The organism is Acinetobacter sp. XH1741, from assembly GCF_041021895.1.
Taxonomy (GTDB): Bacteria; Pseudomonadota; Gammaproteobacteria; order Pseudomonadales; family Moraxellaceae; genus Acinetobacter.
In genome coordinates this window covers 184,074-206,425 of sequence record NZ_CP157428.1, presented here as the reverse complement: position 1 = coordinate 206,425, position 22,352 = coordinate 184,074, and the positions used below count along the sequence as shown (strand labels likewise).

The following is a 22,352-nucleotide window of genomic DNA, read 5'->3' as shown; positions in this document are numbered from 1 at the left end:
TTATAAATTCATGCAAACTTTACATGTTGAATTAGGCGAACGCCGTTATCCTATTTTTATTGGTAGTCAACTTGACCCGAAACAACTATTAGAACCTTATATTCATGGTCAACAGGTCATGATAGTAAGCAATGTTACGGTTGCACCTTTATATTTAAGCCATTATCAAGATGCTTTAAAAAGTTTAGGTAAAACGGTTGCAACATGTATTTTGCCTGATGGTGAAAAATACAAAGATATTCAGCATTTAAATTTGATTTTTGATGCATTACTTGAAGCAGGTTTTAATCGTGATTGTACGGTTTTAGCTTTAGGTGGTGGTGTGATTGGAGATATGGCTGGTTTTGCTTCCGCTTGTTTCCAGCGTGGCGTTTATTTTGTCCAAGTGCCAACCACATTACTTTCACAAGTAGACTCAAGTGTTGGTGGAAAAACAGGCATTAACCATCCACTTGGCAAAAATATGTTAGGTGCTTTTCAGCAACCACAAGTCGTTTTAGCTGACATGGCACAATTAAAGACATTGCCAGAACGTGAACTGTCAGCTGGTTTAGCCGAAGTCATTAAATATGCACTTTTAGGTGATGTCGATTTCTTGGTTTGGCTTGAAGAAAACATGGATGGGTTGGTTGCAGGAGATGCTGACCTACTTGCTGAAGCAGTTTATCGTTCATGTGCTCATAAAGCGCGTATTGTGGCGAATGATGAAAAAGAGCAAGGTGAGCGTGCTTTACTAAATTTAGGTCATACGTTCGGTCATGCGATTGAGTCATATCTGGGTTATGGTACATGGTTGCATGGTGAAGCTGTAGCAACAGGTATGGTCATGGCGGCAGACTTATCACAGCGTTTGGGCTGGATCTCAAATGATGATTTAGCTCGTACAAAAAAAATCATTCAACGTGCTAATTTGCCGATATCATGTCCACAAATTCCATTGGATGATTTCCTTGGATATATGGCTCATGACAAAAAAGTTCTGAATGGGCAATTACGTTTGGTGTTGTTAAAGCAACTTGGACAAGCTGTAATTACTAAAGACTTTGATGTCGAATTGATGAAACAGGCTATTTTGGCAAATCAACACGGATAACAAATAAGGTAAAGCATGACTGTATCACGTACACTTTGGCAGAATGTTCAACAATATATCTGGTTGGTTGGTGGTATTGCCTGCTTATTCCTCGCGTTTATTTTTTGGGTCATTACCGATAGCAAAAAACTGGTTGAAGTTGAAAAGTCCGCTGATTCTGAAGCACCTGTACAAATTCAACCAGAAAAAGTTGCGACTACACCTAATTTGGGTGCTTTGGCTGACGAAGTGCGTCCACTCGATTTGACTACACGCACTGTTGCTGCTTCGGGTGAGCATGAGCCTGAATTTCGTGGTACCAAATTTATTAATGAAAATAAAAAACAATGGACGCTTGAACTGTTCCGTGCCTCTGATGAAGACATCATTAAAAACTTTTTAAAGAATCGTACCGATCGTAATAAATTTATTTATTTCCGCTTAAGTGGGGAACAGCAAGCAGAACAGTACGTGTTAGTTTATGGGATATATAAACGTTCAGAAGATGCGGTTCAACAATTAACACAAATTAATCTCCATTTACCTGAGTCAGTTAAACCTCAGCCACAGCAGTTCTCAAGTTATGCCTCATTGGTAAATGACTTGGGGGCAGATGAGATGAAAGGGGGTAATAATCAGCTTTATGAAGTTAGATTGCGCCCAGCAGCTTTGCCTACCATTGATGAGTCTTTATTAATGTCAGGCACTAGCGGCGCTATAAATGCTCAGCCGAAAGCACCTGCAACTAATTCAGCTACAAAAACGACAATTGTTCGCCGTGATGCACAAGGAAATGTGGTTGATGTGCAGCAATCAAATTCTAATATTGATCAACCTAATAAGCCGAATCAAACTCGTACAAATGACAATCAACCAAAAAATGCTACAAATGAGGGCACAAAAGGAAACTAAACCAACCAATTTTCTGCGCAAAAATGGTGCAATGTGAGGTTGTGATAATATTTTTTGATCATATTTGGTGCATATTTGGTCATTTTTCTAGGTGATAACGCGAATAAAACAAATATATTTCTAATAATTATAAAGGTTTAATCCAATTTTTTTAGGTTGGCATAGTTTTTGCTTTATTGTTGTGCTTATTAATGTGCTGCAAACTATTTTAGCCCTCTAAGAAGTGAATTCTATGCAGAGTCGTGGGGTCGAACTGCTTTAAAAGAGTGCGAAATAAGTCAAAACATTTTTCTAGCAAAAACCAGTGTACGCAATTATTGAACAGCGTATATTGGCTTATCCGCCCAAAATTTTTTTTTGCGAAACATTGAGCTAACCATCATCCGTAGGCACTATCGCAAAGAGAAGTTGTTTGTTTGACGCTCGAAAGAGCCTTATTGAAAGAAGGGTACGCTATGCACATGCCATCGCCTAATACTGTAGCTCCCGCTCAAGGTTTATACCAGCCTGATGAGTTTAAGGATAACTGTGGTTTTGGACTGATCGCCCATATGAAGGGTGAATCAAGTCATCATCTAGTAGAAACCGCGATTCACAGTTTAAGTTGCATGACGCACCGTGGTGGTATTGCCGCAGATGGCAAGACGGGAGATGGTTGCGGCTTATTATTGGCGATGCCAAAGCAATTTTTCCGTGATGAAGCAAAAAAACTGAGTGACATTACACTAAGTGAAATTTTTGCTGTGGGTACGGTATTTTTAAATATTGATCCAGCATTAGCACAGCACTCTAAAAATATTTTAACAAAAGAAATCGAGTCAGAAGGTTTACGTGTACTCGCTTGGCGTATTGTCCCTACAAACAACGATGCATTAGGTGAGATTGCGCTTCAATCTTTACCTGCTTTTGAACAAGTTATTGTCAACTGTCCAATGGGTGTAACAGAGGTTGAGTTCAACCGTAAGTTATTCTTGGCACGTCGTCGTGCGGAACAACAACTTCAAAATGATCCGCTATTTTATGTGACTACGCTTTGTTCGACAGTGATTAGCTATAAAGGCTTAATGATGCCTGCTGCCATTGCTGAGTTTTATACTGACTTGGCTGATGAGCGTTTAAAATCACATATTGTGGTATTCCACCAACGTTTCTCTACAAATACCTTACCGCGTTGGCCTTTGGCACAGCCATTCCGTTATCTTGCGCATAATGGTGAAATTAATACCATTACGGCAAACCGTAACTGGGCATTGGCGCGTACTCCTAAATTTGAAAACCCATTATTACCTGGTCTTACTGAGCTTAACCCGATTGTAAACCGTACGGGTTCTGACTCTTCAAGCTTGGATAACATGCTTGAGATCTTGGTCGGTGGCGGTATGGATTTATTCCGTGCCTTACGTATGCTTGTACCGCCAGCTTGGCAAAACGTAGAAACTTTAGATGCAGACTTACGTGCATTTTATGAGTTTAACTCTAAGCATATGGAAGCTTGGGATGGTCCAGCTGGTCTTGTTATTCAAGATGGTCGTCATGCAATCTGTATGCTTGACCGTAATGGCTTGCGTCCTGCGCGCTGGGTGATCACCAAAAATGATTACATTACTTTGGCATCTGAAATTGGTGTGTGGGGTTATGAGCCTGAAGATGTAGTGTCTAAAGGTCGTGTAGGCCCGGGCCAAATTTTGGTAGTCGATACCTTAACAGGTAAAGTCCTTGATACTAAAGATGTGAGTACTCATCTGAAAAACATGCGTCCGTACCGTGAATGGTTACGTGATCATGCGATTCGTTTAAATGCAAATCCAGAACTTGAAGAACAATTGGTTGATAAGGGTTTAACTGGCGATGCTTTAAAAGCAGCTCAAAAAATGTTTATGGTGACATTTGAAGAGCGCGATCAGTTATTACGTCCAATTGCTGAAAGTGGTCAGGAAGCTGTTGGTTCGATGGGTGATGATACGCCAATGGCTGTATTGTCTCGTCAAGTACGCCATGTGACAGACTATTTCCGTCAACAGTTTGCTCAAGTGACCAACCCACCAATTGACCCACTGCGTGAGTCAATTGTCATGTCGCTCGAAACCTGTTTAGGTCGTGAGCAGAATGTATTTGAGCAAGGCCCTGAGCATGCTGATCGTATCATCATCTCTAGCCCTGTTTTGTCAAATTCAAAAATGCAGCAAATCCGTAGCATTGAGCGCCCGGGTTATGAAGCAGTTGATATTGATTTGAACTATGCGGAAACAGAAGGTTTACAGGCGGCAATTACCCGTATTTGTGAAGAATCTGCACAAGCTGTTCGTGATGGTAAAACTTTAATTGTTTTAACAGATAAAAATATTCGTCAAGGTTACTTACCTGCAAACGCTGCACTCGCAACTGGCGCGGTACACCATTACCTCATCAAAACTGGTTTACGTACTGATGCAAACATCATGGTTGAAACTGGTTTTGCACGTGATCCGCACCAGTTTGCGGTGTTACTCGGTTTTGGTGCTACAGCAGTTTATCCATATCTTGCATATGACGTAATCAACGACTTGATTGCTAAGGGTGAGCTTTTAGGTGATCCAATCCATGCGCAAGCAAACTTCCGTAAAGGTATTGAAAAAGGCTTACTAAAAGTTCTTTCAAAAATGGGTATCTCTACCGTTGCTTCTTACCGTGGTGGTCAGCTTTTTGAAGCAGTAGGTTTATCTTCTGAAGTGGTAGATCAGTGTTTCTTAGGTGTCCCAAGTCGTATTCAGGGTGCTACATTTGTTGACCTTGAAAAAGACCAGAAAAAATTAGCAGCAACAGCTTGGTCAAATCGTAAACCAATTGATCAAGGTGGTTTACTTAAATTCGTATTTGATAAAGAGTACCATGCGTTCAACCCAGATGTGATTAACTCGCTACACAAAGCAGTCCGCTCTGGTAAATACGAAGACTTTAAAGAATATGCGGAGTTGGTAAATAACCGTCCGGTCGCGACAATTCGTGACTTATTTAAGTTGAAAACAACCAATCCGATTCCAGTTGAACAAGTTGAATCTGTTGAAGATATCTTGCCACGTTTCGACTCGGCAGGGATGTCTTTAGGTGCGCTTTCACCAGAAGCTCATGAAGCGATTGCGATTGCGATGAACACGATTGGTGGTCGTTCAAACTCGGGTGAGGGCGGTGAGGATCCTGCGCGTTACGGCACAATTCGTAACTCGAAAATTAAGCAAATTGCATCTGGTCGTTTTGGTGTGACGCCTGCTTACTTAACTTCTGCTGAAGTGCTACAAATTAAAGTCGCTCAAGGTGCGAAACCAGGTGAGGGTGGTCAGTTACCGGGCGGTAAAGTAAATGGCTTAATCGCACGTTTGCGTTACTCGGTACCGGGTGTAACACTTATTTCACCTCCTCCACACCATGACATTTACTCAATTGAAGATTTGTCTCAACTTATCTTTGATTTGAAACAAGTTAACCCTAAAGCCATGGTATCTGTGAAGTTGGTATCTGAACCGGGTGTAGGAACAATTGCAGCAGGTGTTGCAAAAGCCTATGCAGACTTCATTACCATTTCTGGTTATGACGGTGGTACAGCAGCATCTCCACTTTCATCAATTCACCATGCGGGTTCTCCATGGGAATTGGGTCTTAGCGAGGCGCATCAAGCACTTCGTGTAAATGACTTGCGTGGCAAAGTGCGTGTACAAACTGACGGCGGTTTAAAAACTGGTCTTGATGTGATCAAGGCAGCAATTTTAGGTGCTGAAAGCTTTGGCTTTGGTTCAACACCGATGATCGCTTTAGGTTGTAAATACCTCCGTATTTGTCACTTAAATAACTGTGCGACCGGTGTTGCAACTCAACAAGATCATTTACGTCAAGAACACTATATTGGCGAGCCAGAAATGCTCATCAACTTCTTCCACTTTATTGCGGAAGAAACGCGTGAATGGTTAGCGGCATTAGGTGTTTCATCACTGAAAGACTTAATTGGTCGTGTTGATTTACTTGAAGTGTTGCCGGGTGAAACTGAAAAACATGCTCACCTTGATTTAAGTGCACTGTTAACTTCACATCCTTCTGCTGAAGGTAAAGCGCAGTACTGTGAAGTACAAGGTAATGCACCATTTGATAAAGGCGTATTAGCTGAGAAAATGGTTGCTGAAATGCTTCCTGCAATTGAGTCAAGTGCAGGTGGCCAGTTCAACTTTAATGTCGTGAACTGTGACCGTTCGATCGGTGCTCGTGTGTCAGGTGAAATTGCTCGTCGCTATGGTAACTTAGGCATGGAAGCACATCCGGTTGTCATGAACTTAATAGGTACAGCGGGTCAATCACTTGGTGTATGGAATGCTGGTGGTTTACACATCCGTCTTGAAGGTGATGCAAACGACTACGTAGGTAAAGGTATGGCGGGTGGTCGTATTTCGATTTTCCCACCACAAGGTTCACCTTTCCAAACACAAAATACAGCAATTATTGGTAATACGTGTTTGTATGGTGCAACTGGCGGTAAGCTTTTTGCAGCAGGTACAGCAGGTGAGCGTTTTGCAGTTCGTAACTCTGGCGCATTTGCTGTAATCGAAGGTGCAGGTGATCACTGCTGTGAATATATGACAGGTGGTGTGGTGACCGTACTTGGTAAAGTAGGCCATAACTTCGGTGCAGGCATGACTGGTGGTTTTGCCTATGTACTTGACCTTGATAATGACTTCGTAGATTACTATAACCACGAATTGATTGATTTAAATCGTATTTCAACAGAATCTATGGAAGATCATAAAGAGTTCTTGTTGCGTATTATCGATGAGCACATCAAAGAAACTGGTAGTGCTTGGGCTTATAAAATCCGCAATGAGTTCGATTTCTACAGCCGTAAATTCTGGCTTGTAAAACCAAAAGCTGCTAACTTGCAATCACTTTTGAAAACAACACAAGCTGACCCACAATAATTCCACGACTGCAAAGACATAGGCAGGTGCGGGCAACAAGGAAATCCGCGCCTACCCACGGAGAGAGACATGGCAGAACGCCTAAATAATGACTTTCAATTTCTGGATGTACCACGTCAAGATCCAGAGAAAAAAGATATTACTGTCCGCAAAGCAGAATTTGTGGAAATTTATAAACCTTTTACATCGGAAACGGTCACTAATCAGACTCACCGTTGTTTAGGCTGTGGTAACCCTTATTGTGAATGGAAATGTCCTGTACATAACTACATTCCTAACTGGTTGAAACTCATCGCTGAAGGCCAAATTTTCCAAGCTGCTGAGCTTTGTCATCAAACGAACACACTACCTGAGGTATGTGGTCGCGTATGCCCACAAGACCGTTTATGTGAAGGTGCTTGTACTTTAAATGATGGTTTTGGTGCAGTAACGATCGGTAATGCTGAAAAATATATCAATGATACAGCCTTTGCTTTGGGCTGGCGTCCAGATATGTCAGGCGTAAAATGGACTGACAAAAAAGTTGCAATCATTGGTGCTGGTCCAGCGGGTTTAGGCTGTGCGGATATTCTAGCTCGTGGTGGTGTTAAACCGGTTGTATTCGATAAGCGTCCTGAAATTGGTGGTTTACTTACATTCGGTATTCCAGAATTTAAAATGGAAAAAGATGTCATGAAACGCCGTCGTGAAATTTTCACGGGTATGGGCATCGAATTCCGTTTAAATACTGAAATTGGTAAAGACATCACTATTGATGAATTACTTGCAGAATATGATGCAGTGTTCATGGGTATGGGAACTTATACCTACATGAAAGGTGGTTTCCCAGGTGAAGATCTTGATGGCGTTTATGACGCGCTTGATTTCTTAATCTCTAACGTGAACCGTTGCCAAGGTTGGGAAAAAGACCCAAGTGAATACATCAGCTTAGATAGTAAAAAAGTTATTGTTCTTGGTGGTGGTGATACTGCAATGGACTGTAACCGTACTTCACTACGTCAAGGTGCTCACGATGTTACTTGTGCATACCGCCGTGATGAAAGCAATATGCCGGGTTCTGCACGCGAAGTAAAAAATGCGTATGAAGAAGGCGTAAAATTCTTGTTTAACCGTCAGCCGATCGAAATTGTTGGTGAAAACGGCAAAGTGACAGGCGTCAAAGTAGTAACGACACAAATGGGTGAACCAGATAGTCGTGGCCGTCGTAGCCCTGAGCCAATTCCGGGTTCTGAAGAAGTATTGCCAGCTGATGCAGTTTTACTAGCTTTCGGTTTCCGTCCAAGTCCTGCGGATTGGTTTGGTAATGCGAATATTAATCTTGATGGTTCAGGCCGTGTTGTTGCGCCTGAAAAGCAAGAATTCAAATTCCAGACATCAAACCCAAAAATCTTTGCGGGTGGCGATATGGTGCGTGGTTCAGATCTTGTGGTTACTGCGATCTGGGAAGGTCGCCAAGCTGCTGAAGGCATTTTGGATTACCTCGGTGTTTAATTTAAAAATCACTTCTTAAGTTTTTAATAAAGCCTGCGACATGCAGGCTTTATTTTTTCCACTCATCAGTTTGATGCTTTTGGCATATACAATAAGCTTTTTTGCCCTTTTTGACTGTATAAGCCCACGACATACTCAAAGCTTCCTTCTTCAATACAATAGGTGTTGAGTATGAACATCGCAGGTATGACGTCAGAAAAATCATATTTAAATCGTCGAAAAGCATTGGGTATTACAGTACGTCGCCTTGAGTTTAATCCTCAGGCAATTAAGCGCTATTATTTTGCAAATTCACCTTTGATGTCTCATTTTTTAACTGCACTTTCTTCAACATTTCCTGTAGGGGAGCAGTTTTTTGTAAATAGTGTGCGTAATGTACGTGATAAAGTTTCCGACCCTCAATTACAGGCACAGATTGCAGCTTTTATTGGGCAAGAGGCTATGCACTCGAAAGCCCATAGTGAGTTTAATGAAGCTTGGCGCCGTGATGACTACAATCTGGATCGTTTTCAGGCTTGGTTAGATGAGCGTGATAAATATTTAAGAACGATTTCGCCTAAATTACAGCTGGCCCTTACCTGCGCATTTGAGCATTTTACCGCTTTGCTAGGAGGGTATATTTTACAGCATCCCGAATTATTAAAAACTCTGGATCAAGATGCTTTAAAACTTTGGGTCTGGCATGCAATTGAAGAAATTGAACATCGTTCAGTTGCATTTGATGTCTATCAACACGTATATGGTGATGACCGTATTCGCCGTTTACTCATGCGTAGTGTTACTACAGGCTTCGCAAGCCTTGCTTTTTATGGAACGACAAGATTATTTTGGCAAGATAAATGGAGGAGCTTGCCTAAATTGGGAGGAAATATATCTGGTTTATATTTGCTTATTAAAATGCTTGTTCAGCTGGCTCCCGAATACTTTACCTATTACAAAAAAGACTTTCATCCCAGCCAAAAAGATTATGGGCATATGGTCGATTACTGGAAAAGTTATTTAGCAGATGAATATCAAATGGCAAGTTTCCAAGAGGAAAAAGCCCAAAGGCTAAGCTAAGTAAAAAACCGGATTTTAAGATCCGGTTTTTTTAAATCTATAAAATAAAAGCAACACAATAATGCCAAATTCATCATACAATCGGGTCAAGAGGTTAAAAATATAAAGAAAAACTTGAGGATAATGTGACGATGAAAACGTTGAAACAATTAGCGATCGCGACGACACTTGCCAGTACCTTACTATTTTCTGGGTGCGGCTATAATACTTTGCAAGTTAAAGATGAGGCTGTAACAGCAGCTTGGTCTGAAGTACAAAACCAATATCAACGTCGATCAGATTTAGTACCAAATCTTGTGAATGTAGTAAAAGGCTATGCGAAGCATGAAGAACAGGTATTAACTGAAGTGACCCAAGCACGTTCAAATGTTGCTGGTTTAAAGGTTGATAAAGAAGTTTTAGAAGATCCTGCATTACTTGAAAAATACCAACAGGCACAAAGCCAGTTAACTGGGGCGTTATCTCGTCTTATTGCAGTCTCAGAAAATTATCCAGATTTGAAAGCCAATACTCAGTTCCAGGAACTACAAGTTCAGCTTGAGGGTACAGAAAACCGTATTGCAGTCGCACGTAATCGTTATATTACAACGGTACAAGACTATAATGCTTATGTACGTCAGTTCCCGCAAGCAGTGACTGCAAAAGTGATTGGTATGCATCCAAAAGCCAATTTCTCTGCCGAAGCATCGGCTCAACAGGCTCCAAAAGTTTCTTTTGATTAATCTGAATCAAGGGAGTGCCGCATGAGAAATACTATATTGCTTCAGTCTAAGCAAATTAGGGTATTTGTTATTACCTTAATTCTGCTCTGCTGCGGTGTTCTGTTTCAGAATGCGGCTTGGAGTGAGAATAACATTGCCACTGCTACAGATGAAACCGATACGGTAGTCGCTGGTAAAATTATTCAACAGCAGCAAGCTCAAGCATCGAAGCCTAAAGTAAATGAACAGGCTGCTTCGGGTGCCGCCCCTCAAGCTCAGGTTGCGAGTGATATGGCTGATGGTGAATCAATTCGTGGTTTGCCTACACTAAATCAACCTGTGATTGATCAAGCTAATATTTTGAGTGAGGCTGAAAAGCAGCAGCTTAATCAGAAAATTTTAAATCTATACCAACAAGGTAAGGCGCAAATAGGTATTGTGATTGTGCCAACTACTGGTCAAGAAGATATCTTTGATTATGCCTTGCGGGTAGGCGAAAAGTGGCAACTTGGTTCGAGTAAAAGAGATAATGGTTTGCTTATCGCAGTTGCAGTTAATGATCATCGCATACAAATTCTCACTGGATATGGTTTAGAAGGTGTATTACCCGATATTGTTGCGAGCCGGATTATTCGAAACCAAATTACACCTTATTTTAAACAAGCCCAATATGCCCAAGGGTTAAATGCAGGTCTTGATGAAATCGGAAGGATTTTAAATTTAGATCCGGAAGTTGCTCAGCAAGCTGCTCAGGATTTAAAAGAACGCCAACATCAAGCTGTTGAAGAACAGCAAGCTAAACAAACAACGCTCACAATGGCTTTGTTTATTTTAATTGCAGGAATTGTGGGGTCTTTTATTGTTGGTCGACCACTTAGTGCATCTACAGCAGGTGTTGCCGCAGCTGTGGCAGGCTTTGTAAACGGTGCTGGCTTGGTTACTAGTTTACTACTTGGATTTGGTATCTTCTTTTTACTCATTACCTCAATTGCCCAGCTTATTTTACAGGCTATTCTTAGCGGTTCTGGCGGTGGTGGTGGACGCGGTGGAGGCTTCGGCGGCGGTGGAGGAGGCTACGGTGGTGGTGGCGGTCGTTTTGGTGGTGGAGGTGCATCGGGCTCATGGTAACAACGTCAGAAACAACGCATATCATTACTCAGCCCAAAATTGATGGGACGGTAGAGCCAAGTCTAAAACGTTGGTTTAAACACCTATGTTATTTCCCAGCTAGTAGCCGATATTTTACCAAACAAGATAAGCAAACTATCGCTAAAGCGGTACAACAGGCAGAACTTGGACACGCCGGTGAAATACAGGTCGTTATAGAAGGCCATATTCCATGTTCACAAGCGTATCGACAAAATACGCGCTTAAGGGCGCAGCAATTATTTGCAGAACTTGGTGTTTGGGATACAGAGCTCAATAGTGGTGTACTGCTCTATTTAAACTTATGTGAACGCACAGTTGAAATTGTATTTGACCGTGGTATTAGAAACGCGACCACTGATCAAGTGTGGCAACAGATTTGTGCGTCTATTGTGCAGCAGCTCAAACAAAAACAGTATTTACAAGCTGTAGTGATTGGTGTTCAGCAAATTGGTGATGTGATGTCACGCTTTTACGATGAAAACTTGCCAGATCAACTAAATGAATTGGGGAATGCACCGATTATTATAAATTAGTTTTTTTCCATAAAAATTTAGCTGTTTTTTAAATTAATTCTTGATGTAACGACTGACAAAAAATGTCACCTATTTAACTATTTTTAAAGAGATTTTTATCACATTAAAGAATAAAAAAAAGAAGTAGGCTACGGAGTAGTTTTTATTGGTGATTCAGTCCTAATAAAATTAGAGTGACAATTTTCGTCAGTTATTTGCCTAGTATACTTTTAAGCTTAACAGTTTTAAATCATAACTTATTGTTTTTAAATTAAAATAAAAGTTGGCACAGTTGATGCTATATAGTTGATAGCTGAAAAAGCTTATATAAAAACAGATATACAATCTTTGGGGAAAAGGCTATGAATGCACAAAAAGGTTTTACATTAATTGAACTTATGATCGTTGTTGCGATTATCGGTATTTTGGCGGCAATCGCGATTCCTGCTTATCAAGATTATACAGTTCGCTCACAAGTGACTGAAGGTCTTAATATGGCAGGTGGTGTTAAAACTGCAGTCAATGACTATTATACAGATGTTGGTTCATGGCCAACCGATATTCAAGCAGCAGTCTGTGGTAAAAATGCCTCTGCAGCATGTGCTGGTGGTACAAGTACTGATTATAAAGGTAACTATGTGACTGATATTGCTGTAGCTTCGGGTGCTGTAAACGTAACTTATGGTAACAAAGCGAATAGTAATGCATTAGCTGCAAAAATCTTAACCCTTATTCCTGGTGTAGACGCAGCTAAGAATGTTACTTGGGTTTGTGGTAATGCTGCAACACCTACAGGTGTTACTTTAGCGGCAGGCACTAAAAATGATACAAATATTGATGCAAAATATCTTCCTGGTTCTTGTAAAAACTAATTAATTTTTAAAGTAAAAAGCTGGATTTATTCCAGCTTTTTACTTGGATTACATATGAGTAAACGTATTAAGTTTTTTATAGTACATATAACTTTTTCACTTATAGTCATTAGTTTATTGCTTTGTTGTATTTTTCTTATGTGGTATCCCACTCCTTTGCAGAAAGCAACTGGATTGGAACATATATTATTTTTACTAATTTTAGTCGATGTTATTGTTGGGCCCCTACTAGGTTTATTTATTTATAAAGAAGGTAAGAAAACTCTAAAATTTGATTTGACTATTATTTGTATTTTTCAAATTAGTGCGCTTCTTTTTGGCTGTTATCATGTATTTAAAGGCAGACCTGTATGGATAGTATACAGTGTCGATCAATTTGAATTAATACGTGATAATGAAGTGATTTCTAAATCATATCAACCTTCATGTTTAGGTCCAAAATTTGTTGGTATCCAATATTCTAATGTTCCTCAATTAAAGCAGAAAGAAATGTTTCAAGAGTTATTCAGTGGAATAGCTTTAGCACAAGATCCAAAAAACTATAAAGAATTGAGTCAAATAAAATCACAACTTTTACAACATTTACAAAATCTAGAAAGACTTAAAGAATATAACTCTAAACAAGATGTAGAAAATATTTTGAAAAAATATCCAGAAGCTAATTCATGGGTTCCTTTAAAAGCAAATACTGTAGATATGGTTGTTTTAATGGATAAAAACTCAGCTCAAGTGGTTAAAATTGTAGATTTGAGACCATGGAAATAAGTTAGGAACTCTTGTGAGAAGATACATATACAAGCTAATTCTTCTCACTTTCTTCCATGTATAATCCTTCTCAAGTTTTTGGCCTATAACCTGTCACTATGCAAGTATTCTTTCTGTTCCTCGCAGCAATTCTGTTAGGTTTTGCGTGGCTATCGCCATTTCACTATACCCCTTGGGTGATGTTTTCTAGCGAGATGAGTACTTTTGCGGCAGGTCTAAGTGTCTTAGCTGCACTTTTTCATCAAAATATTAAAATTCCACGCGCACAATTGTTACTATTGCCATTTATTTTAATTCCACTAGTGCAGTGGGCTTTTGGTCTAGTTTTCGATTTTAGTACAGCTTTGCTAAGTTCACTTTACTTGTTGGGCTTCTGGTTTATGGTGGTGGCAGGTTATAACCTATCACTAGATCAACAACAGCGGGATCAAATCTTTACAGGGTTTAGTTTACTTACTGTTATTGTTTCAGTTGCAACTAGCCTTATAGCGATTTGTCAGTGGTTAAATATTGATACACATTTTGCACATATGCTGCATTTGATTGGTAATCGCCCCTATGGTAATTTTGGCCAACCTAACAATATGGCAACCTTTCTCATTATGGGGCTATTAGGGTGCTTATATTTATATGAAAAGAATAAAGCATCAGTTTGGTTACTCTTGCCATCAGCATTGACTGTTTTATTTGCAGTTGTACTGAGCCAATCCCGAACTTCCTGGGTTGTTTTTCCATTCTTACTTATCTATTGGGTCATTAAGCAGTTTAATAAACCTAAGCGTTTTGGACTATTTCAAGGCTTATTATGGTGTGCTGGTTTTTTCCTCATGGCTGGCGTTATTTTACCATTCCTTACAAGCTTAATTGAGGCATGGTCACATACAGACATAACTCAGGCGAGTAGCTTGGCTGAGCGGGCAAGCTCTGGATATTTGCGTTTTAATATTTGGACGCAAATGTTACTTGCTGTTCAGCAACACCCTTGGTTGGGCTATGGTTGGAATCAAACCAGTGTTGCTCAAATGTCAGCTTATGCTCTTTTTCCAACTTCAGAGTGGACGACCAGTGCTCATAATGTGCTGCTAGATCTTATTATTTGGAATGGTGTTCCAATTGGTACAGTGATGATTGCTTACTTTGCATGCTGGCTGTTTTTTTTAAATCAGCAAGCGAAAGAAACGATCTCGATTATTGCAATAATGATGGTGTGTACCGTGCTTATTCATGCAATGTTAGAGTTTCCGCAGCGCTATGCTTATTTCTTGCTGACTTGTGGTTTTTTATTAGGTGTAATTCAAGCACAGACTCCTGTACTAAAAGGTATTGAGCTTAGCAAACAGATTCTGCGCTTCATTTGGGGGATCAGTTTAGTACTGATTGTTGCGATTTGGCGCGACTACAATGTCTATGTGATGAATAGTAACTTGCTATTTAAAAATAAGCAGCCAAATGCTGAGTTGATGGGAAGTAGCCAGATTTTTGTTTTAACGCAGTTTGAGCGACGTTTAAAGTGGATTGAGCTTAGCCCCCAAATAACCTTATCAGAAGCGGAATTAGCTCAATGGGGGAATTTCGTGAAGAACAAAGCAACCCCATATAACTTACGTAAATACGCTCAATTGCTTGCTTATAATGGAAAAGTAGAGCAAGCAGAACAGCAAATATTTATTTTGCAGCATTTATATGGGCAGCAAATAACACTGCCACAATTATTAAAAGATAAATAAAAAAATCCCCTTGAGTACAAGGGGATTTTTTTATGAGAAATTACATTTGGCTCTGGATATAATTTTCAATACCAACACTACCGATAAGATCAATTTGAGTATCTAACCAATCCCAATATTCTTCTTCTTTTTCTAAAATCTCTTGAACAAGATCGCGAGTCACATAGTCTTGTTCTGTTTCAGCTAAAGCGACTGCCTTTTGAATCGCTTCAATGTTTTCTTTTACTTTACGAATGTCACAGTGTAGAACTTCTTCTGTGTGTTGACCAATATAAAGTTTACCTAAGTGTTGAAGGTTAGGAAGACCTTCTAAAAATAAGATACGTTCAATAATTTTGTCAGCATGTTTCATTTGACGAATTGATTCTTTATATTCAGCAGAACCTAATTGTTCAATTCCCCAGTCATTAAACATGCGAGAGTGTAAAAAGTATTGATTAATTGCAGTTAAATGATGATACAGCACTTGGTTGAGCTGATTAATGACATCACGATTGCCTTTCATTGTAGCTACTCCAAAACAATTTCTGCCTTAAATTCAATTAAGGCAATCTATGAATTCATTTTAGTGAACAATCATAGATATGGCGAGTAATTTATAGAACAGCAAATGAAAATCGCAATCAAAAACAACACAATATTGGTAAAGCTGAATTTCCTTCCAAAAAAAACCGCTTGAATGAGGAACAATTAAAGTTCCGCAAAAAGCGGTGGAGGAGTCAATAATTTTCTGTTAAATATTAATTTTTATTATGCAGCGACAGAAATACGCGCAGCAATTTCTGCTAATTCATCACTAATAATAGCACGTGCTTCAGGTGCACAGCGTCCACAGCAAGTACCTAGATCAAGCAAATCGCGAATTTCACGATAGCTTTCAGCGCCATTTTCAATAGCGTCTTTAATATCCTGATCGGTAATGCCACGACACAAGCAAACGTACATGGGAGTGATCCCCAAATATAAATGCGATAATTGATATTATTGATAATTATTATCGTTTGTCAATGAAATTCATTTAAAATCTCATTTATCTTTATTGGGATTTTGGATAAAAAAATACCACCTAAGTGGAAATCTAAAAGTTATTTAGATTTTTAAATATAGATGGTATTTAATTTAGAGCTAAATATTATAAAAACTGGTTATTTGATTAATGTTTATATTATTGATTAATAATAACAATTCCATCCATTTCCACTAAAGCACCTTTAGGCAGGCTTGCTACTCCAAGGGCAGCACGAGCTGGGTAGGGCTGAGCAAAATATTCACCCATAATTTGGTTTACAAGTTGAAAGTTAGATAAATCAGTAAGAAAAATATTGAGCTTGGCAATATCTGCAAGTGAGCCACCTGCAGCTTCACATACTGCTTTTAGGTTATCAAATACACGACGGATTTGAGCTTCAATGCCTTCTACAAGTTCCATACTGTAAGGGTCTAAACCAATTTGCCCTGATAGATAGAGGGTGTTGCCTACTAAAATGGCTTGAGAATATGTGCCGATAGCAGCAGGGGCATTTTCAGTATGAATAACTTGGCGGGACATTTGGTTCTCCTTGATTAAATCTTTTTCCATCATAATCGATGATACGTTTTGACAAAAGTATCATCGATTTAATTAATTATGTGCTTCTGGAAAGTTAGATTTTAGTAAAGCAGAACAAATTTTAGCTAACTTTGGAAATTTCCGCTTGTGGAGCTGGAGCATCTAAACGCTCAATACGTGGGAACCCATAATGCATGCGCAAATCACGAATGACTTTTGCAATATGCTTACGATTATTCACCACAATATTGAAGAACGTTCGTTGTTCATTGGAATGCACCATTTCTACCCCTGCATTATTTTTACGACATTGATAGATAAGATCTGATACCTGTTCATCATTCATTGTCATATAAATCGCAAGGTAGGCAGTAAAACGTACATCATCTACGTCATCTGCTTTCCATTGAAGTGGCATAATATTTTCTGGGTGCAAATGTTGTTCATGAATTAAATTATGACAACGGATGCGATGCACAATTAATCCGCGGCGTGTTAAATGACCTTGAATTAGATCGCCCAATACAGGGTTACAGCAGTGAGCATATTTAACATCGATGCCTTCAGTACCCTGAATTAATCGGTCTGAATTTTCTACTTGTGGATGTTTGTCATTTGCAAATAAATGGTTAGCTACAAGTTGGGGAAGTAAGTCACCGACTGCGATTTGCTCAAATAATGCATCTTTATTATCAATATGACGCCATTGTAAGAGATCTAACCAATCTGCTTCTGAAAGATCATTGATTGAACGATTAAAGAGTTTTAATGCTCGTGATAGTGCTTGAGCACCAACTAAACGTTGTTCTTCAATATCTTGGTCTTTGAGTACATGTTGTAAAGCGCGACGAGCTTTCTGGGTGTTAATGAAACTCAGCCAATCTGGATTTGGAGTCGCTAAAACATCAGTGATGATTTCAATGACTTGCCCACTAACTAATGGTGTTGAAAGTGGTTTAATTTCACCATCAACTTTCGCACCTACGGCATGGTTACCCAAGAAAAGGCTTGCTGAATAGGCGAAGTCAACTACTGTTGCACCTTGTGGTAATTCATGCAATTGGCCGTGTGGGGTATAGACCCAAATTTTTTCTTGATGTAAGTAATCGAGTAAATCATTAAAAGTTGTTTTAGCGCATTCGCCATCAATGAGTGTATTTAAGTTTTGCATTGATGCCTGAATAGCAGAGCGACAAGTTTGCGGAGCATTTTCGCCGAGTACAACGCCGAAACGAGCAGCTTTACGCATGAGCTCAGTTTGAATGGTAAGCGATAGTGTCGTTTTTTCGCCTTTGAGCTTGATCAATAAAGACTGATTACCACCCGGTAATGGACGACGGATATGATCTTGATATTCGATGACTTGGAAATTTTCTTTTAAGGCTGCGAATAAACGATCACAGTCAACGATAGACTGTAAAACGATTTCAAAGGCATGGCTATGAGTAAGTTCTTGTAAATCCATCTCATTTTTAACGAAATGGCGTAATAGCTCAATATTATTATTTTTCTTTTTAATGCGGCCTTGAATATGGTAATTGTGCAGAAGCTCTGCAAGATTTTGTTCCCAGATACTTTGGTATTTACATCGCTCTGGTTTAGTTTGGAGTAAGGCATTTTGAACGTTATCAAACATATCTAAATCTAGATTTTGATAACACAAATTTTCAAGATTATCAGCCATTTCGTTCATGCCGACTAACCTTGCCATAGGTACAAAGATATCAAAAGTTTCTTGGGCAATACGTGCACGTTTATCAGGACGTAAGGCACCCAAAGTAGTCATATTATGATAGCGATCTGCTAATTTAATAATAATGACACGCGGATCTTGTAAGGTGGCTTGCAAGATTTTCCGGAATGAAGCTGCTTTATTATATTCTTTATCGCTTGATTGACTTAGCTTGGTTACGCCGTCTACTAGCTCGGCAACTGTTAGACCAAACTTCTCAGTAATATCTTCTTTTGTATATTGCGTATCTTCAATAACATCATGCAAAAGTGCAGCCATTAAAGTTTCAGCATCTAAACGCATGTTAGCAAGAATACAGCTTACAGCTATCGGATGCAGAATATAGGGTTCACCACTTTTACGGGTAATACCAGTGTGTGCCAGATCTCCAAAATCACAGGCAGCAAGCACTTTCTCGACTTCACTTACTGATAAGTAAGGGTCGATAATTAATTTGAGCTGTTGCTTGGCTTGGCTGACCTCTTCGCCTGGCATAGACCACCCTTTTTCTGTTGCTTAAAAAACTAAATCTATCTACTTCTTAATGAAAAGCATATTGCGGAACTTGTCAATTTTTTCGTTTGAAAAAGTGTATTTTTTTTTCAATGAAAATAATTGCTTTTCTCAATATGTTTTTAATATGGATGAATCCAAATAAAAAACCATCGCAAAAAAACGATGGTTTTTTATAGAAACAGGAATAATTAGAAAGAAAAACCTTCTAAATTTAAGCTGTTTGTAGAAAGGGCAAGATCAAGACTAGAAGTTTGGTAATCTTGCTCACGTTGCTTAAGAATTTCTTTTGTTACGTGGCCTACAGCGATTTCACGTAAAGCAACAACTGTTGGTTTGTCGTTATCCCATTCTACAGTTGGCTCCATGCCTTGACGTGCCAATTGACGAGCACGTTTACTTGCAACGAGCACAAGCTCAAAACGGTTGTCTACATGATCTAAACAATCTTCAACGGTGACGCGTGCCATAAAAGTTCTCGTTTTGGAATGGTGAATTTGAACAGACTAAATAGTATAAAAGGCTTTCGTTCTAGACTCAAGTTATTCCTGTTTTGGTTGAGGAGTAATCAAGTCTTGAATTAAAGTTTGATGGCGTTTTGCCTGCTGTGACAAGACTAAACGATTTGCTGTAATCACAGCTTCAATCTCATGTAGGGCTTTATTAAAGTCATCATTGATAATGATGTAATCAAAATTTACATAGTGCTGCATGTCTTCAACAGCGCAGCTTAGACGATGTTCAATAACTTCAACAGAATCTGTACCGCGGTTAGATAAGCGCTGGCGTAAATCAAATTGGGTAGGGGGTAAAATAAAGATTTGTTTAGATTCAGGAAAAAGCTTACGTACTTGTTCTGCACCTTGCCAGTCAATTTCAAGCAAGACATCATGTCCTTGAGCTAACTGTTGTTTTACGGTTGCTTGCGAAGTGCCATAATAGTTACCAAATACTTCAGCGTATTCAATAAAACCATCTTGGTTGACCTGGTCTAGAAATTCATCTTTTGTTGTGAAGTGATAGTGAACACCATCTAACTCACCTGGTCGTTGACCTCGGGTAGTATGCGAGACTGAAACATGTAAATTGCTCACACGGTCAAGTAGGGCTTTCACCAAAGATGTTTTGCCCGTTCCTGATGCAGCAGAAACGACAAACAATAGACCCGACATGATATTTTTCCTGATATGATAAAATATCTTCGCTATTGTAGTGTACCGTGCGTTTAAACTGAATAGTTTTAACTGCAAATATTTAATAGAAGTTCCCCTATTTTTATAAATTTTGAGGCTGTTATGGAAATTGTGTTAGCTAATCCGCGTGGTTTTTGTGCCGGTGTTGATCGAGCCATAGCAATCGTCAATCGGGCTTTGGAATGCTTTAATCCTCCTATTTATGTGCGTCATGAAGTTGTACACAATAAATTCGTAGTAGATGATTTGCGTCAAAGAGGGGCGGTTTTTGTTGATGAGCTGGATCAGGTTCCAGATGATTCTATTGTCATTTTCAGTGCGCACGGTGTTTCAAAAGCAGTTCAGCAAGAAGCAGAGCGTCGAGGCTTAAAAGTTTTTGATGCGACTTGCCCTTTAGTGACTAAAGTACATATTGAGGTAACTAAATATGCTCGTGAAGGAACTGAAGCAATTTTAATTGGTCATGAAGGTCATCCTGAAGTTGAAGGTACGATGGGACAATATGACAAATTAAAAGGTGGGGACATTTATCTGGTGGAAGATGAGGCTGATGTGGAGGCCCTGCAGGTAAGACATCCAGAAAAATTGGCTTTTGTTACTCAAACAACTTTATCTATTGATGATACAGCAAAAGTCATTGATGCTTTGCGTGCAAAATTCCCAAAAATTCAAGGACCGCGTAAAGATGATATTTGCTACGCAACTCAAAACCGACAAGATGCGGTACGTGACTTAGCTGAAAAATGCGATGTGGTACTGGTTGTTGGTTCACCTAATTCATCAAATTCAAATCGTTTACGTGAGCTCGCTGAACGTATGGGTAAGGCCGCGTATCTTGTCGATAATGCTGATCAACTTGAACAATCATGGTTCAATGATACTTGCAAAATTGGTGTTACAGCAGGCGCTTCAGCTCCAGAAATCTTAATTAAGCAAGTCATTCAGCGTTTACAAGATTGGGGTGCTCAAGCTCCTAAAGAGTTAGAAGGACGTGAAGAAAATATTACTTTTAGTCTTCCTAAAGAATTGCGTATTCATGTGACTCAAGCATAAAGTGTGACTTATTTAACATACTGATTTTAAAATAGTTAAACAGATAATTGTGATATGACAGTTATCTGTTTTTTTATACCATCTATCTGGTTTGTATTCGTTTTGTAAAAGTAAGAAGTAAAATTTATATAGAAATAAAAATTTTTAAATTTATTGGGGTTATGGGGATGAGGGGAATTACTCCGCAAGAAGGGTTCACCTTAATTGAACTCATGGTAACAATTGTGGTGATGGCTATTATTGCAATGATGGCTGCGCCAACATTTGGGGATATGTTGATTAACCAAAATTTAAATAGAAGTACAGAAGATCTGGTATCAACTATAAATCAGGCACGTATGAAAGCAGTAGTAGAGCGTAGACAAATAACAGTGCAATTAAATTCTACTTATATTGCAGATACTGATAATCAAATCAATTGGATGCCAAGTGGAAAAGCTCAATTAAAGACGGGATCTGCTACCTCCATAATATTTTTGATGTCCGGTTTGGTAAAGGATGCAACCGGAGATACTACATTTGAAATTTGTAATAAAGCCGCGGGTAATAAATCAAAAATTATTAGTATTTCTAGGATGGGGGTAATTCAGTCAAACACGGCGGGGACATGTTCATGAATAGGATGGAACACCAACGTGGTATGGGGATGATTGAAATCTTAGTTGCTTTGCTGATCTTAGCAATAGGTATATTAGGATTTGTTGCTTTGCAATACAGAGCATTAGAAGCAAGTTCAGAGAGTACCTCACGTGTACAGGCGATTACGATAGCGCGTGATATAGCAGAACGTATTAGAGTCAATCGTAATTCTTTAGCTGTGTATAGCCAACAACTTCAAGATCCGAGTAAACAAAAAGACTTCGTTAAAAATTGTTTTCAAGACAATTGTAGTGATACGGATTTAGCTGATTTCGATGTCGCACAAGTTGCTAAAACTGTCTCTTCCTTGGGCATGACTATCAATATGGTTGCTTGTCCAAAAACTAATAATCGGCAATGTATTTATATTGCATGGGGGGACACCAGTGCAACGAATGGCACTGGTGCGGGAGATTGTACCCAAGATACTTCATATAATGATAATTCAACTTGCGTGATTATGGAGACCTATTAAA

Annotated in this window: 20 protein-coding genes and 2 pseudogenes; 14 read left to right on the top strand and 8 right to left on the bottom strand. The window is 39.2% G+C overall.

Going from position 1 to position 22,352, the window contains the following annotated elements; translation table 11 throughout:
* The first annotated feature begins 10 nt into the window (after positions 1 to 10).
* The 11 genes from aroB to ABLB96_RS01040 all read left to right on the top strand — a co-directional run bounded on the left by aroB (position 11) and on the right by ABLB96_RS01040 (position 15,197).
* Positions 11 to 1,093: a 3-dehydroquinate synthase gene (aroB, locus tag ABLB96_RS01090; RefSeq protein WP_348895801.1), complete on the top strand. Its 1,083-nt coding sequence runs from the start codon at positions 11 to 13 to the stop codon at positions 1,091 to 1,093.
* Between the two features lie 15 nt (positions 1,094 to 1,108).
* Complete coding sequence (locus tag ABLB96_RS01085) at positions 1,109 to 1,984, top strand: hypothetical protein (protein ID WP_348895800.1); 876 nt, start codon at positions 1,109 to 1,111, stop codon at positions 1,982 to 1,984.
* Between the two features lie 461 nt (positions 1,985 to 2,445).
* Positions 2,446 to 6,921, top strand: a complete 4,476-nt coding sequence (gene gltB / locus ABLB96_RS01080; protein WP_348895799.1) for a glutamate synthase large subunit — start codon at positions 2,446 to 2,448, stop codon at positions 6,919 to 6,921.
* Between the two features lie 69 nt (positions 6,922 to 6,990).
* Complete coding sequence (locus ABLB96_RS01075; RefSeq protein WP_348895798.1) at positions 6,991 to 8,412, top strand: FAD-dependent oxidoreductase; 1,422 nt, start codon at positions 6,991 to 6,993, stop codon at positions 8,410 to 8,412.
* 171 nt (positions 8,413 to 8,583) lie between these two features.
* Entirely contained in the window at positions 8,584 to 9,471 is an 888-nt protein-coding gene (locus ABLB96_RS01070) for a metal-dependent hydrolase (RefSeq protein ID WP_348895797.1), read from the top strand.
* A 131-nt stretch (positions 9,472 to 9,602) separates the two neighbouring features.
* The gene (locus tag ABLB96_RS01065) at positions 9,603 to 10,193 is read left to right on the top strand and encodes a LemA family protein (RefSeq protein WP_348895796.1); all 591 of its coding nucleotides are present in this window, start codon (positions 9,603 to 9,605) and stop codon (positions 10,191 to 10,193) included.
* 21 nt (positions 10,194 to 10,214) lie between these two features.
* Positions 10,215 to 11,300, top strand: coding sequence for a TPM domain-containing protein (locus tag ABLB96_RS01060; RefSeq protein WP_348895795.1), 1,086 nt, complete (start codon positions 10,215 to 10,217; stop codon positions 11,298 to 11,300).
* A complete protein-coding gene (locus ABLB96_RS01055) occupies positions 11,294 to 11,854 on the top strand; it encodes a TPM domain-containing protein (RefSeq protein ID WP_348895794.1) in 561 nt (186 codons plus the stop codon). The genes ABLB96_RS01060 and ABLB96_RS01055 overlap by 7 nt, the downstream gene beginning before the upstream one ends.
* Positions 11,855 to 12,195: 341 nt before the next feature.
* Positions 12,196 to 12,705, top strand: coding sequence for a pilin (locus ABLB96_RS01050; protein ID WP_348895793.1), 510 nt, complete (start codon positions 12,196 to 12,198; stop codon positions 12,703 to 12,705).
* A 54-nt stretch (positions 12,706 to 12,759) separates the two neighbouring features.
* Entirely contained in the window at positions 12,760 to 13,470 is a 711-nt protein-coding gene (tfpZ, locus tag ABLB96_RS01045; protein WP_348895792.1) for a TfpX/TfpZ family type IV pilin accessory protein, read from the top strand.
* 98 nt (positions 13,471 to 13,568) lie between these two features.
* Positions 13,569 to 15,197, top strand: a complete 1,629-nt coding sequence (locus ABLB96_RS01040) for a Wzy polymerase domain-containing protein (protein WP_348895791.1) — start codon at positions 13,569 to 13,571, stop codon at positions 15,195 to 15,197.
* 40 nt (positions 15,198 to 15,237) lie between these two features.
* Here the strand turns inward: ABLB96_RS01040 and bfr are convergent, their stop codons facing one another.
* From bfr to gmk, 7 genes and pseudogenes are all read right to left on the bottom strand, one after another.
* The gene (bfr, locus tag ABLB96_RS01035) at positions 15,238 to 15,702 is read right to left on the bottom strand and encodes a bacterioferritin (protein ID WP_016143648.1); all 465 of its coding nucleotides are present in this window, start codon (positions 15,700 to 15,702) and stop codon (positions 15,238 to 15,240) included.
* Between the two features lie 245 nt (positions 15,703 to 15,947).
* On the bottom strand, positions 15,948 to 16,142 hold the full coding sequence (locus tag ABLB96_RS01030) for a bacterioferritin-associated ferredoxin (RefSeq protein ID WP_004705220.1): 195 nt from the start codon (positions 16,140 to 16,142) through the stop codon (positions 15,948 to 15,950).
* 220 nt (positions 16,143 to 16,362) lie between these two features.
* Positions 16,363 to 16,746 (bottom strand): RidA family protein, encoded by a 384-nt coding sequence (locus ABLB96_RS01025; protein ID WP_004705222.1) that lies wholly within the window; start codon positions 16,744 to 16,746, stop codon positions 16,363 to 16,365.
* A gap of 121 nt (positions 16,747 to 16,867) precedes the next feature.
* A complete protein-coding gene (locus ABLB96_RS01020; protein ID WP_348895789.1) occupies positions 16,868 to 18,973 on the bottom strand; it encodes an HD domain-containing protein in 2,106 nt (701 codons plus the stop codon).
* A gap of 39 nt (positions 18,974 to 19,012) precedes the next feature.
* Positions 19,013 to 19,144: pseudogene (locus ABLB96_RS01015) on the bottom strand (hypothetical protein).
* A 38-nt stretch (positions 19,145 to 19,182) separates the two neighbouring features.
* Positions 19,183 to 19,461 carry a DNA-directed RNA polymerase subunit omega gene (rpoZ, locus tag ABLB96_RS01010; protein ID WP_000135049.1) on the bottom strand — a complete coding sequence of 93 codons (279 nt, stop codon included), beginning with the start codon at positions 19,459 to 19,461 and terminating at the stop codon, positions 19,183 to 19,185.
* Positions 19,462 to 19,533: 72 nt separating this feature from the next.
* A complete protein-coding gene (gene gmk, locus ABLB96_RS01005) occupies positions 19,534 to 20,163 on the bottom strand; it encodes a guanylate kinase (RefSeq protein WP_348895787.1) in 630 nt (209 codons plus the stop codon).
* Positions 20,164 to 20,286: 123 nt separating this feature from the next.
* On the opposite strand from gmk, the gene ispH reads away from it, so the two are divergent.
* Complete coding sequence (gene ispH / locus ABLB96_RS01000) at positions 20,287 to 21,237, top strand: 4-hydroxy-3-methylbut-2-enyl diphosphate reductase (protein ID WP_348895785.1); 951 nt, start codon at positions 20,287 to 20,289, stop codon at positions 21,235 to 21,237.
* Between the two features lie 12 nt (positions 21,238 to 21,249).
* On the opposite strand, the pseudogene ABLB96_RS00995 reads toward ispH, so the two are convergent.
* Positions 21,250 to 21,496, bottom strand: a pseudogene (locus ABLB96_RS00995) (hypothetical protein); the annotation flags it as partial.
* Between ABLB96_RS00995 and ABLB96_RS00990 the strand changes: the two are divergent.
* Positions 21,405 to 21,854 carry a GspH/FimT family pseudopilin gene (locus ABLB96_RS00990; RefSeq protein ID WP_348895784.1) on the top strand — a complete coding sequence of 150 codons (450 nt, stop codon included), beginning with the start codon at positions 21,405 to 21,407 and terminating at the stop codon, positions 21,852 to 21,854. The pseudogene ABLB96_RS00995 and the gene ABLB96_RS00990 sit on opposite strands and share 92 nt — an antisense overlap.
* Positions 21,851 to 22,351, top strand: a complete 501-nt coding sequence (gene pilV / locus ABLB96_RS00985) for a type IV pilus modification protein PilV (protein WP_348895783.1) — start codon at positions 21,851 to 21,853, stop codon at positions 22,349 to 22,351. Before ABLB96_RS00990 ends, pilV begins: the two co-directional genes overlap by 4 nt.
* Position 22,352 lies beyond the last annotated feature (1 nt).